Source organism: Shewanella sp. ISS20 (genome assembly GCF_056522965.1).
Window position 1 is genome coordinate 3056291 of sequence record NZ_JAWRZK010000001.1, and the last position, 13558, is coordinate 3069848.

The 13558-nt window shown below is 47.8% G+C and carries 7 protein-coding genes, 3 tRNA genes and 4 rRNA genes; 13 read left to right on the plus strand and 1 reads right to left on the minus strand.

The genetic code is table 11. The features are described 5' to 3' along the window. The first annotated feature begins 15 nt into the window (after nt 1–15). Both ftsZ and lpxC read left to right on the plus strand, forming a co-directional pair. Nucleotides 16–1218 (plus strand): cell division protein FtsZ, encoded by a 1203-nt coding sequence (gene ftsZ, locus AC1HDP_RS13920; protein ID WP_140930342.1) that lies wholly within the window; start codon nt 16–18, stop codon nt 1216–1218. 185 nt (nt 1219–1403) lie between these two features. Beyond that, nucleotides 1404–2327, plus strand: a complete 924-nt coding sequence (gene lpxC, locus AC1HDP_RS13925; protein ID WP_140930343.1) for a UDP-3-O-acyl-N-acetylglucosamine deacetylase — start codon at nt 1404–1406, stop codon at nt 2325–2327. On the opposite strand, the gene AC1HDP_RS13930 is transcribed toward lpxC, so the two are convergent. Next, nucleotides 2324–2785 carry a DUF721 domain-containing protein gene (locus tag AC1HDP_RS13930; RefSeq protein ID WP_479639197.1) on the minus strand — a complete coding sequence of 154 codons (462 nt, stop codon included), beginning with the start codon at nt 2783–2785 and terminating at the stop codon, nt 2324–2326. The two genes, lpxC and AC1HDP_RS13930, sit on opposite strands and share 4 nt — an antisense overlap. 27 nt (nt 2786–2812) lie before the next feature. Between AC1HDP_RS13930 and AC1HDP_RS13935 the strand changes: the two genes are divergently transcribed. The 11 genes from AC1HDP_RS13935 (at nt 2813) to tnpB (ending at nt 13553) form a co-directional block, all read left to right on the plus strand. Next, entirely contained in the window at nt 2813–3712 is a 900-nt protein-coding gene (locus tag AC1HDP_RS13935; protein WP_479639198.1) for a peptidoglycan DD-metalloendopeptidase family protein, read from the plus strand. A 60-nt stretch (nt 3713–3772) separates the two neighbouring features. After that, nucleotides 3773–6499 (plus strand): preprotein translocase subunit SecA, encoded by a 2727-nt coding sequence (gene secA, locus AC1HDP_RS13940; protein ID WP_479639199.1) that lies wholly within the window; start codon nt 3773–3775, stop codon nt 6497–6499. Nucleotides 6500–7152: 653 nt separating this feature from the next. After that, a 16S ribosomal RNA gene (locus tag AC1HDP_RS13945) occupies nt 7153–8699 on the plus strand. 80 nt (nt 8700–8779) lie between these two features. Further along, nucleotides 8780–8856, plus strand: a tRNA-Ile gene (locus AC1HDP_RS13950). A gap of 67 nt (nt 8857–8923) precedes the next feature. Continuing rightward, nucleotides 8924–8999: transfer RNA gene (locus tag AC1HDP_RS13955), tRNA-Ala, on the plus strand. Between the two features lie 324 nt (nt 9000–9323). Beyond that, nucleotides 9324–12216, plus strand: a 23S ribosomal RNA gene (locus AC1HDP_RS13960). A 100-nt stretch (nt 12217–12316) separates the two neighbouring features. Next, nucleotides 12317–12432, plus strand: a 5S ribosomal RNA gene (rrf, locus tag AC1HDP_RS13965). A gap of 9 nt (nt 12433–12441) precedes the next feature. Next, nucleotides 12442–12517: transfer RNA gene (locus tag AC1HDP_RS13970), tRNA-Thr, on the plus strand. 29 nt (nt 12518–12546) lie between these two features. Further along, nucleotides 12547–12662: ribosomal RNA gene (gene rrf, locus AC1HDP_RS13975) — 5S ribosomal RNA — on the plus strand. The 16S, 23S and 5S rRNA genes sit together here with 3 tRNA genes alongside, the layout of an rRNA operon. A gap of 220 nt (nt 12663–12882) precedes the next feature. Further along, the gene (gene tnpA / locus AC1HDP_RS13980; protein WP_479639530.1) at nt 12883–13212 is read left to right on the plus strand and encodes an IS66 family insertion sequence element accessory protein TnpA; all 330 of its coding nucleotides are present in this window, start codon (nt 12883–12885) and stop codon (nt 13210–13212) included. Next, nucleotides 13206–13553 carry an IS66 family insertion sequence element accessory protein TnpB gene (gene tnpB / locus AC1HDP_RS13985; protein ID WP_479637569.1) on the plus strand — a complete coding sequence of 116 codons (348 nt, stop codon included), beginning with the start codon at nt 13206–13208 and terminating at the stop codon, nt 13551–13553. The genes tnpA and tnpB overlap by 7 nt, the downstream gene beginning before the upstream one ends. Nucleotides 13554–13558: the final 5 nt, after the last annotated feature.

Sequence of the window (13558 nt, forward strand, 5' to 3'; positions counted from 1 at the left end):
CACGGAGAACAGACTATGTTCGAGATTATGGAAACGCACTCAGATGAGGCGGTGATCAAGGTCATCGGTGTGGGCGGCGGCGGTGGTAATGCCGTCGAGCATATGGTTAGGCACAATATTGAAGGTGTTGAGTTCATTGCAACTAACACTGATGCACAAGCGCTGCGTAAATCACAAGCAGGCTCGACTATTCAATTAGGTCGCGATGTGACTAAAGGGCTTGGCGCTGGCGCTAACCCTGAAATTGGTCGCTTAGCGGCTGAAGAAGACAAAGAAAACATTCGCGCAGCCATTAAAGGTTGCGACATGATTTTCATCGCTGCCGGTATGGGTGGCGGGACTGGTACTGGCGCGGCGCCAGTAGTAGCGCAAATTGCTCGAGAAGAAGGTATTTTAACGGTTGCGGTAGTGACTAAGCCTTTCCCGTTTGAAGGCAAAAAGCGCATGATTTATGCTGAGCAAGGTATTGCTGAGCTTGCCAAGCACGTTGACTCATTAATCACTATTCCTAACGAAAAGTTATTGAAAGTGCTGGGCCGCGGTACTTCCCTGCTGGATGCGTTTGCTGCAGCCAACAATGTGTTATTAGGCGCGGTACAAGGTATTGCCGAGCTAATTACTCGCCCAGGCTTAATCAACGTCGACTTTGCTGACGTTAGAACGGTTATGTCAGAAATGGGTAACGCCATGATGGGTACGGGTGTTGCTCGTGGTGATGATCGCGCTGAAGAAGCGGCAGAAGCTGCTGTTGCTAGCCCATTACTGGAAGATATCGACTTAGCCGGTGCTCGTGGCATTCTGGTGAACATTACTGCCGGTTTAGACATGACTATCGAAGAGTTTGAAACTGTTGGTAATCACGTTAAAGCTTATGCATCTGATAATGCGACCGTAGTTGTGGGCGCGGTTATCGACCCAGAAATGAGCGATGAACTGCGTGTAACTGTTGTTGCTACTGGTATTGGCGCTGAAAAGAAGCCTGATATTCAATTAGTGACTAAGCCTGCCGCGCGCCCTGAGCCTGTGGTTGTTGCGCAGCCTGAGCCAAGAGTAGAGTTCATTAATGAATCTACGCCTATGACTGCCACGAATCCAGGCCATAGTGGCCAAGTGGCTAGCTCTCGCAATGCCAATGCCGCCACTAATCCAGCGCCAGTTAATCGTAATGAGCTTGATTATTTAGATATTCCAGCATTCTTACGTAAGCAAGCGGATTAAGAGTGGGCTAAGCCGGCTGTGATAGACAAATGGAGTGGGCGCGTCAGCATCTTGCCGTGGGGGATAATTGAGCAATTTTTGCCAATTTGAATACTTGTGGTAAGATATCTGACTAGTTGCGCTGTGCGTGACTTACGCGCGCAATAATTGCCGAATATTAGTAGCAACAAAGTACGGGTAACATAATGATCTTCCAAAGAACTGTGCAAAAAATGGTGAAAACGACCGGAGTTGGCCTGCATTCGGGCAACAAGGTTACGTTAGCCATCAAACCCGCGCCGGTGAATTCGGGTATCAAATTAGTTCGTACTGATTTAGTGCCTGCCGTGGTTATTCCTGCGCTGGCCGATCAAGTGCGTGAAACGACTATGTGTACCGCTTTGGTAAATGATGCCGGTGTCCGCATTTCTACTATTGAGCATTTATTTGCCGCGTTAGCTGGCCTTGGAATCGATAACGCTATTATCGAAGTCGATGCTCCTGAAATCCCTATCATGGATGGCAGTGCTAGCCCATTTGTATTCTTGTTGCAAAGCGCTGGCATTGCTCAGCAAAGTGCACTGAAGAAATACATGCGTATTAAGAAAACGGTACGTGTTGAAGATGGCGACAAGTGGGCGGAACTGCGTCCATTTAATGGTTTTAGAGTGAATTTCAGCATTGATTTTGCTCATCCAGAAATCGCCCGTAGTCAACAACACATGATGTTAGATTTCTCTTCTTCTGCGTTTATTAAAGAAATCAGTCGTGCTCGTACCTTTGGCTTTATGCGCGATATTGAATATCTGCGAGCTAATAATTTGGCACTAGGTGGCAGCATGGAAAATGCTGTAGTGCTTGATGAATATCGTGTTCTCAACCCCGACGGTCTGCGTTATGAGGATGAGTTCATTAAGCATAAGATCTTAGATGCGTTTGGTGATTTGTATGTGTGTGGTCACGCATTAGTGGGCGAGTTTGCGGCTCATAAGACCGGCCACGCCTTAAATAACCAATTGGTTCGAGCGGTATTAGCCCAAGCGGATGCTTGGGATCTAGTGAGCTTTGAGCAAGAAGCTGATGTCCCAGTCAGCTTTACAGTGCCAGGATGGGCGGGTTCGTTCGCCTAATCCTCTGACGATTGCCGACGACGGCTGGCCAATGCAGCCAGCCGTTTTAGTTTCTGTCCCAATTCACCACCGGCTTGATCGGCTAGCGCATCGAGATGATGTGCAGTAGTTTCGCTGATTTGGCGGTTATTAGCCTTAGGTTCAGCCTTACTTACCGCAAGCCCTGGGTTGACTTTAACTTCAATTGCAGTAAGCATGGGCAAAGTGTGTAGTTGGAGTTGTTGCAGAAGTCGAGCTTTCTGGAAATTAATCCGGGTAGCCCAGATGGCCGCAGAGGTTTCTAGCACTAGGACGTTATTACGAAGATTAGCAACTTTCAGCTGATCGACGACGGGACCCGATACCAACTGTTTTAATTCATTATTCAGTTGGTTTAACAGTTCCGCTTTCTCGGCAATTTCAGGTAATTGGCCATTGGCATGTAACAATTGGCACAGATCCTGAGGTAGCTTTTTCATATGATCGTTAAGTTGCTGAGTGAAGTTATGAGTGTAACAGTTTTTATTCAACGCCGAAAAGGTGTTAGCCGGTGGCAGCCGAGTAAACAGTGGTTGCTCTTGCCAATATTTCTGATCGCGACAGGTGCGGGAGTCTACCAGCACACGTCTGATCAATTTAAATCACAGCAATACAGTGTCGAATCTGAAAAGTTAGCTCGTGAAGCCCAAGAGCAAAAAGTGCTCGAGTTAAAAAATGCTACCGATATGCAGTTAGCCACCTTGGCGCAGCATGTCGCCTTGATGCAGGCTAAGTTGACTCGCCTTGAGGCACTGGGTCAGCAGCTGGCAGAAGATAATCAATTATCTGAGCAATTCGACTTTACCAGTCAAGTCGGTGTCGGTGGTTTATCCGGTGTGGGTGAGCAAGTGACCTTAACTGAGCTGATTGCTGAAATAGATTTAATGACGCAACGTCTCGAAATCAACAATCAACAACTGCCGCTACTTGAAACTGTCGCTTCTAATCTCAATATAGGTACAGAGAGGTATATTTCAGGGCGTCCGATCGAAAAAGGTTGGTTGTCATCTCCCTATGGTACTCGTAACGATCCCTTCAATGGGCGCAAGGCGAGGCATAAAGGCATTGATTTTGCTGGTGCTGAAGGCTCTAACGTACTTGCCACTGCGGCAGGAGTTGTGACTTGGTCCGGTAATATGTTTGGTTACGGTAATGTGATTGAGATAGACCATGGTAATGGAATTTCAACCCGTTATGGCCATAACAAGGATTTGTCAGTTTCCGTAGGTGATGTCGTGACCAAAGGCGAGACGATTGCCATTATGGGCAGCACAGGGCGTTCGACTGGACCGCATGTGCACTACGAGGTGTTACGCAATGGACAGCAGATAGACCCAACTAAGTATGTTCAGCGCAAACCTGTTTAATTAACATTTTGGCTTTCTCAATTTTGTGAAATCGGCCTTTAACAATAATAAGTGAATGTGATGTTTGGAAATTTACTGACAAAAGTCTTTGGTAGTCGTAACGATCGTACTTTAAAAGCGCTCAATAAAACTGTAACTAAAATCAATGCGCTAGAAGCTGATTATGAGAAATTAACCGATACAGAATTAACGGGTAAAACTGCAGAATTTCGTCAACGCCTAGAACAGGGCGAAAGCTTAGAAAGTATTACCGCAGAAGCCTTTGCCGTAGTGCGTGAAGCCTCAAAGCGCGTGTTTGAAATGCGTCACTTCGATGTGCAGTTACTGGGCGGCATGGTACTTGATAGTAACCGGATTGCTGAAATGCGTACCGGTGAAGGTAAAACCTTAACCGCGACTTTGCCAGCTTACCTTAATGCCCTTAGCGGTAAAGGCGTGCACGTTATTACCGTCAACGATTACCTGGCTCGTCGTGATGCCGAAAACAACCGTCCACTGTTTGAATTCTTAGGCTTAAGTGTGGGTATTAACGTGGCAGGTCTTAGTCAACAGGACAAGAAAGAAGCCTACAACTCAGACATCACTTATGGTACTAACAACGAATTCGGTTTTGACTACCTGCGCGACAACATGGCATTTTCGCCAAACGATCGTGTGCAGCGTCCACTGAACTATGCCTTAATCGATGAAGTGGATTCTATTTTAATCGATGAAGCCCGTACGCCTTTGATCATCTCGGGTGCTGCTGAAGACAGTTCAGTGCTGTATACCAAGATGAATTTACTGATCCCACATTTGATCCAACAAGAAAAAGAAGACTCAGAAGAGTTTGTGGGTGAAGGCGATTACAGCATTGATGAAAAATCTAAGCAGGTGCATTTAACAGAGCGCGGCCAAGAGAAAGTCGAAGACTTGTTAACTCAGCACGGCATGTTGGCCGAAGGCGATTCACTTTATTCTGCGGCTAATATCTCTTTGTTGCATCACGTCAATGCCGCCTTGCGTGCACATACACTGTTTGAAAAAGACGTAGATTACGTAGTGCAGAATGGTGAAGTGATCATTGTTGATGAACACACTGGCCGTACTATGGTTGGTCGTCGTTGGTCTGAAGGTTTACACCAAGCGGTAGAAGCTAAAGAAGGTGTGAACATTCAAAATGAAAACCAAACCTTAGCGTCGATTACTTTCCAGAACTATTTCCGTCAATACCAGAAATTAGCCGGTATGACAGGTACCGCTGATACTGAAGCATTCGAATTCCAGCATATTTATGGTCTAGATACAGTAGTAGTACCTACCAACCGTCCTATGGTGCGTAAAGATCTTGCAGATCTGGTCTATCTCACCGCGGAAGAAAAGTATCAAGCGATTATTGCTGATGTTAAAGATTGCCGCGAACGTGGCCAGCCAGTCTTGGTCGGTACCGTATCGATTGAGCAGTCTGAGCTGTTAGCGCACCTATTAAAGAAAGAGAAAATTCCACACGCTGTACTAAATGCCAAGTTCCACGAAAAAGAAGCGGACATTGTTGCTCAGGCCGGTCGCATTGGCGCTGTTACTGTGGCAACTAACATGGCAGGTCGTGGTACCGACATCGTCTTAGGTGGTAACTGGAAGATGGAAGTCGATGCACTTGCCAATCCAACCCCTGAGCAAATCAGTAAAATCCGTAGTGACTGGCAGGTTCGTCACGATGAAGTGCTGGCCGCCGGTGGTTTACACATCTTAGGTACCGAGCGTCATGAATCGCGTCGTATCGATAATCAGCTGCGTGGTCGCTCTGGTCGACAAGGGGACGCTGGTTCATCACGTTTCTATTTATCTATGGAAGACAGCTTGATGCGCATTTTCGCATCCGAGCGTGTGTCATCCATGATGAAGAAATTGGGCATGCAGGCTGGCGAAGCGATTGAACACCCATGGGTGTCACGCGCCATTGAAAATGCGCAGCGTAAAGTAGAAGCCCGTAACTTTGATATTCGTAAGCAGTTACTTGAATTTGATGACGTAGCTAACGATCAACGTCAAGTCGTTTACGCCCAGCGTAATGAGTTGATGGATGCGCAAAGCATTGAAGAAACTATTCGTAATATCGAAGCGGATGTTATCTCAAGCACCATGAATCAATATATTCCACCACAATCAGTGGAAGAGTTATGGGATGTTCCAGGACTTGAGCAACGCCTACGTCAAGATTTCAACTTAGTACTGCCAATTCAACAATGGTTAGATGCTGAAGAAGACTTGTACGAAGAAACCCTGCGTGAGCGTGTACTGCAGTCTTGGACTGAAGCCTATGCTAATAAAGAGCAGATGGTCGGCGCTTCTGTGCTGCGTCAATTTGAAAAAGCGGTAATGCTGCAAACCTTAGATGGACTGTGGAAAGAACACTTGGCCGCTATGGATCATTTGCGCCAGGGCATTCATTTGCGCGGTTACGCTCAAAAGAACCCTAAGCAAGAATATAAGCGCGAATCTTTTGAATTGTTCCAACAATTGCTTGATTCATTAAAGCATGACGTCATCAGCATCTTATCTAAAGTACAAGTTCAAGCTCAATCCGATGTGGAAGAGATGGAACAACAGCGCCGCGAAGCCGAAGCTAAAATAAAGCATGACTTTTCACATGCCGAAGCTGAGTCACTAGTGACGGGGGCAGGTGAAGCGCCGGAGTTAGCCGCTCATGTACCTATGGTGCGCGAAGGCGAAAAAGTGGGTCGCAATGATATGTGTCCATGTGGCAGTGGTAAAAAGTACAAACAATGCCACGGTAAGCTCAGCTAACTACTAGGCTATTAATAGCAAACTATCAAAAAGCGACTCATTGAGTCGCTTTTTTGTTTTAACTGGCTACATAACACTATTAAGTGCGATGTTTATCGCTGAAATAGTCCCATAGGTTAGTGATAATTGATGTCTTAAAACGCCTAAAAATACAGCCTCTGTTGATAACTCTGGGGGTAGTTTGTGGTTAGCTTGTGCTTAACTTCGAAACTATCAAAAAGTTGTATTTTTCTTTCAAAAAGCCCTTGCGCAATTTTCTCAGCTCCCTATAATGCGGCCCATCGACACGACGCAGCAAGCATACAGCTTGATGAGCAGGTTGAAAGGGCGGCTTCTTTATAAGAAGTTTAACCTAGAGAAAAGCGGTTTGAGTAATTAAACAACAGTTGAATTACTTACATAAAAAACTACTTGACGCTGAATTAAGGGTGTGTAGAATACGCAGCCCTGACCAGTGAGAAATCACGGTCACGTTCTTTAACAATTTATCAGACAATCTATGTGGACATTCACAGTAGTTGCTAAATCGACAACGATTTAAAACGTCTCGCAAGAGACTTCAACGAAGATGTCCGCATAACATGCAAATTCGGTGATTTATCATCGAATCGACAGAATTCATTGAGCAGGACCTTTGGGTCCGAACAAAACTTTAATTGAAGAGTTTGATCATGGCTCAGATTGAACGCTGGCGGCAGGCCTAACACATGCAAGTCGAGCGGCAGCGGGAAGTAACTTGTTACTTTGCCGGCGAGCGGCGGACGGGTGAGTAATGCCTGGGAATTTGCCCATTTGTGGGGGATAACAGTTGGAAACGACTGCTAATACCGCATACGCCCTACGGGGGAAAGCAGGGGAGCCTTCGGGTCCTTGCGCTGATGGATAAGCCCAGGTGGGATTAGCTAGTAGGTGAGGTAAAGGCTCACCTAGGCGACGATCCCTAGCTGTTCTGAGAGGATGATCAGCCACACTGGGACTGAGACACGGCCCAGACTCCTACGGGAGGCAGCAGTGGGGAATATTGCACAATGGGGGAAACCCTGATGCAGCCATGCCGCGTGTGTGAAGAAGGCCTTCGGGTTGTAAAGCACTTTCAGTAGGGAGGAAAGGTTGACGGTTAATACCCGTTAGCTGTGACGTTACCTACAGAAGAAGGACCGGCTAACTCCGTGCCAGCAGCCGCGGTAATACGGAGGGTCCGAGCGTTAATCGGAATTACTGGGCGTAAAGCGTGCGCAGGCGGTTTGTTAAGCGAGATGTGAAAGCCCCGGGCTCAACCTGGGAATTGCATTTTGAACTGGCAAACTAGAGTCTTGTAGAGGGGGGTAGAATTTCAGGTGTAGCGGTGAAATGCGTAGAGATCTGAAGGAATACCGGTGGCGAAGGCGGCCCCCTGGACAAAGACTGACGCTCATGCACGAAAGCGTGGGGAGCAAACAGGATTAGATACCCTGGTAGTCCACGCCGTAAACGATGTCTACTCGGAGTTTGGTGTCTTGAACACTGGGCTCTCAAGCTAACGCATTAAGTAGACCGCCTGGGGAGTACGGCCGCAAGGTTAAAACTCAAATGAATTGACGGGGGCCCGCACAAGCGGTGGAGCATGTGGTTTAATTCGATGCAACGCGAAGAACCTTACCTACTCTTGACATCCAGAGAATTCGCTAGAGATAGCTTAGTGCCTTCGGGAACTCTGAGACAGGTGCTGCATGGCTGTCGTCAGCTCGTGTTGTGAAATGTTGGGTTAAGTCCCGCAACGAGCGCAACCCTTATCCTTATTTGCCAGCACGTAATGGTGGGAACTCTAGGGAGACTGCCGGTGATAAACCGGAGGAAGGTGGGGACGACGTCAAGTCATCATGGCCCTTACGAGTAGGGCTACACACGTGCTACAATGGTCGGTACAGAGGGTTGCAAAGCCGCGAGGTGGAGCTAATCTCACAAAGCCGATCGTAGTCCGGATTGGAGTCTGCAACTCGACTCCATGAAGTCGGAATCGCTAGTAATCGTGGATCAGAATGCCACGGTGAATACGTTCCCGGGCCTTGTACACACCGCCCGTCACACCATGGGAGTGGGCTGCACCAGAAGTAGATAGCTTAACCCTTCGGGGAGGGCGTTTACCACGGTGTGGTTCATGACTGGGGTGAAGTCGTAACAAGGTAGCCCTAGGGGAACCTGGGGCTGGATCACCTCCTTACCTATGCGATTTAGCATTACTGTTGAGTGTTCACATAGATTGTCTGATAGAAGATAGAGAATATTGCGAGACCAAAACATGGGTCTGTAGCTCAGCTGGTTAGAGCGCACCCCTGATAAGGGTGAGGTCGGTGGTTCAAGTCCACTCTGACCCACCAAATTGTTTTGTTATCAAACCGATTTGGCGGATGTTTTAGGTTTCAATATGTTTTCGACTGCTGCAATGGGGCTATAGCTCAGCTGGGAGAGCGCCTGCCTTGCACGCAGGAGGTCTGCGGTTCGATCCCGCATAGCTCCACCATTTCTCTGATTAGAAATGGACACCATTGCAGATTTTGGAATAGAAATGCCAAAGATAATGTAAAATTTATCTTTGGCTTTTTTAAGCCTAATTTCAACCGAGTCGTTGGAATATGTTCTTTAAAAATTTGGAAAGCTGATAGTAGAACTTAGTGCGCGAGCATTAGGTGATACAAAATTGAGTTCTCAAAATACTTTAATCAAGTGTTTTGGATATTCTTTAACTTCAGAAATGAAGTAAATCAAGGCGTTCTTTTGCGAAAGCAAGAGACAGTAAAAACCAGCTAGTTGCAATACGCTCAAGTGAAACTCATTTGGGTTGTATGGTTAAGTGACTAAGCGTATACGGTGGATGCCTTGGCAGTCAGAGGCGATGAAGGACGTAGTAACTTGCGAAAAGCGTTGGCGAGCTAGTAACAAGCATTTGAGCTAACGATGTCCGAATGGGGAAACCCGGCCACATAAGTGGTCATCATACAGTGAATACATAGCTGTATGAGGCGAACCTGGGGAACTGAAACATCTAAGTACCCAGAGGAAAAGAAATCAACCGAGATTCCCTAAGTAGCGGCGAGCGAACGGGGATTAGCCCTTAAGTCTAGGGGGTGTTAGTGGAATGGTCTGGAAAGTCCAACGGTACAGGGTGATAGTCCCGTACATGAAAACTAACCTTAGATGAAAACGAGTAAGGCGGCACACGTGATATGTTGTCTGAACATGGGGGGACCATCCTCCAAGGCTAAATACTCCTGACTGACCGATAGTGAACCAGTACCGTGAGGGAAAGGCGAAAAGAACCCCTGTGAGGGGAGTGAAATAGAACCTGAAACCGTATACGTACAAGCAGTGGGAGCGGTTCTTGAGACCGTGACTGCGTACCTTTTGTATAATGGGTCAGCGACTTACATTTAGTAGCGAGGTTAAGCGAATAGCGGAGCCGTAGGGAAACCGAGTGTTAACTGCGCGTTTAGTTGCTAGGTGTAGACCCGAAACCCGGTGATCTAGCCATGGGCAGGTTGAAGGTTGAGTAACATCAACTGGAGGACCGAACCGACTAATGTTGAAAAATTAGCGGATGACTTGTGGCTGGGGGTGAAAGGCCAATCAAACCGGGAGATATCTGGTTCTCCTCGAAAGCTATTTAGGTAGCGCCTCGCACGAATACCATTGGGGGTAGAGCACTGTTAAGGCTAGGGGGTCATCCCGACTTACCAACCCTTTGCAAACTCCGAATACCAATGAGTACTATGCGGGAGACAGACAGCGGGTGCTAACGTCCGTTGTCAAAAGGGAAACAACCCAGACCGTCAGCTAAGGTCCCAAAGTACTAGCTAAGTGGGAAACGATGTGGGAAGGCTTAGACAGCTAGGATGTTGGCTTAGAAGCAGCCATCATTTAAAGAAAGCGTAATAGCTCACTAGTCGAGTCGGCCTGCGCGGAAGATGTAACGGGGCTAAGCTAGTCACCGAAGCTACGGGTGCATTTCATTAGAGATGCGCGGTAGAGGAGCGTTCTGTAAGCCGTTGAAGGTGAAGGGGTAACCCACGCTGGAGGTATCAGAAGTGCGAATGCTGACATGAGTAACGATAAAGGGGGTGAAAAACCCCCTCGCCGGAAGACCAAGGGTTCCTGTCCAACGTTAATCGGGGCAGGGTGAGTCGACCCCTAAGGCGAGGCCGAAAGGCGTAGTCGATGGGAAACGGGTTAATATTCCCGTACTTGTGCTAACTGCGATGGAGAGACGGAGAAGGCTAGGCTAGCGCGGCGTTGGTAGTCCGCGTTTAAGGTGGTAGGCGGTATTCTTAGGCAAATCCGGGAATACATACGCTGAGAGCTGATGACGAGGTCCTAAGGGACTGAAGTAGTTGATGCCATGCTTCCAGGAAAATCTTCTAAGCTTCAGGTTAGCAGGAATCGTACCCCAAACCGACACAGGTGGTCGGGTAGAGAATACCAAGGCGCTTGAGAGAACTCGGCTGAAGGAACTAGGCAAAATGGTACCGTAACTTCGGGAGAAGGTACGCTCCTGCCGGTGATGAGACTTGCTCTCTAAGCTAGCGGGAGTCGCAGATACCAGGTGGCTGCAACTGTTTATCAAAAACACAGCACTGTGCAAAATCGCAAGATGAAGTATACGGTGTGACGCCTGCCCGGTGCCGGAAGGTTAATTGATTGGGTTATCTTCGGAGAAGCTCATGATCGAAGCCCCGGTAAACGGCGGCCGTAACTATAACGGTCCTAAGGTAGCGAAATTCCTTGTCGGGTAAGTTCCGACCTGCACGAATGGCGTAATGATGGCCACGCTGTCTCCAGCCGAGACTCAGTGAAGTTGAAATTGCGGTGAAGATGCCGTATACCCGCGGCTAGACGGAAAGACCCCGTGAACCTTTACTATAGCTTGGCACTGAACATTGAACCTACATGTGTAGGATAGGTGGGAGACTTTGAAGCATGAACGCTAGTTTGTGTGGAGTCGTCCTTGAAATACCACCCTTGTAGTTTTGATGTTCTAACCTAGGTCCCTTATCGGGATTAGGGACAGTGCCTGGTGGGTAGTTTGACTGGGGCGGTCTCCTCCCAAAGAGTAACGGAGGAGCACGAAGGTTGGCTAAGTACGGTCGGACATCGTACGGTTAGTGCAATGGCATAAGCCAGCTTAACTGCGAGACAGACACGTCGAGCAGGTACGAAAGTAGGTCATAGTGATCCGGTGGTTCTGAATGGAAGGGCCATCGCTCAACGGATAAAAGGTACTCCGGGGATAACAGGCTGATACCGCCCAAGAGTTCATATCGACGGCGGTGTTTGGCACCTCGATGTCGGCTCATCACATCCTGGGGCTGAAGTCGGTCCCAAGGGTATGGCTGTTCGCCATTTAAAGTGGTACGCGAGCTGGGTTCAGAACGTCGTGAGACAGTTCGGTCCCTATCTGCCGTGGGCGTTGGATGATTGAGGGGAGCTGCTCCTAGTACGAGAGGACCGGAGTGGACGAACCGCTGGTGTTCGGGTTGTCATGCCAATGGCATTGCCCGGTAGCTACGTTCGGAATCGATAACCGCTGAAAGCATCTAAGCGGGAAGCGAGCCCCAAGATGAGTCATCCCTAGGACTATAAGTCCTCTGAAGGGCCGTCCGAGACTAGGACGTTGATAGGCAAGGTGTGTAAGCGTTGTGAGGCGTTGAGCTAACTTGTACTAATGACCCGAGAGGCTTAACCATACAACCCAGATGGGTTTTACTGAACAAACCTGAAAGAATCGAAAAATACTTGATTGAAGATTGAGTACTCAATAATTAGCTTTCTGAATTTCCAAATTTGTCTGGAGACCATAGCACTGTGGCACCACCTGATCCCATTCCGAACTCAGAAGTGAAACGCAGTCGCGCCGATGGTAGTGTGGGGTTTCCCCATGCGAGAGTAGGTCATCTCCAGACACCAAATTCGCTGATATGGCTCAGTCGGTAGAGCGCATCCTTGGTAAGGATGAGGTCCCCAGTTCGATTCTGGGTATCAGCACCATAGACAAATATATAAGTGCAAAGAATTTGTCTGGAGACCATAGCACTGTGGCACCACCTGATCCCATTCCGAACTCAGAAGTGAAACGCAGTCGCGCCGATGGTAGTGTGGGGTTTCCCCATGCGAGAGTAGGTCATCTCCAGGCGCCTAATTTCTCGGAAGAGAGTCGATAAAGCCCGTTGCCATGCAACGGGCTTTTTTCGTTTAGATTTTTGATTAACTTGCGTTCACAACGTCTGACGCTAGAGCTTGCTAGCTTAATCGTTGGCTTTACGGTTTGTGAAGTAAGCGTCCGGGCAAGTACATCTTCACCTTATATTGTTGAACCTCTATCTTAACGACTGACCATTTCATCAGGAGTTAATATAGCTAAACGTTCCCATGAAGACTGGGCTGTTTTGATACAACAACAACCCGCTAGCGGCTTAACGATTACCGCTTTTTGCCGTCAGTATAAGCTTAGTCTTAGCGGATTTTACGCCCGTAAAGCCGATATGACTAAAACAAGCAGTCCAAAGGTTACGCCGTTTGTTCAGGCCACCGTGACCTCGCCGACAGCGATGACGACCCAAGCTCAACCTGGCCCTCCTCAACAAAGTATCTGCTTACAACATCAAACAGGTTTATGGACTTTTCCCTGTTCATTACCCGCAACTTATTTGCTTGATATCATCAAAGGCCTGCAAGCATGTTGATGTTTCGTGAGCTTCCTCGCGTGTACCTGCATCGAGCACCAGTGGATTTTTGTCAATCAATAAATGGCTTAGCCGTTATCGTTGAGCAACAATTGTCGCTATCAGCCACCGATGGCAGCGTGTTTGTGTTTTGTAATAAAGCCCGTGACAAACTCAAGATTTTGTATTGGGATAACACCGGTTTTGCACTTTGGTACAAGCGCCTCGAACAGGCTAAATTCAAGTGGCCAACTCAAAGCGAAGATGAGTGTATGAGCTTATCTGAGCAGCAGTTTCATTGGCTACTTTCAGGATTTGACGTATTAGGCCATCAACATATTAAGGGCTTGAGTTACAGTTGATCGCC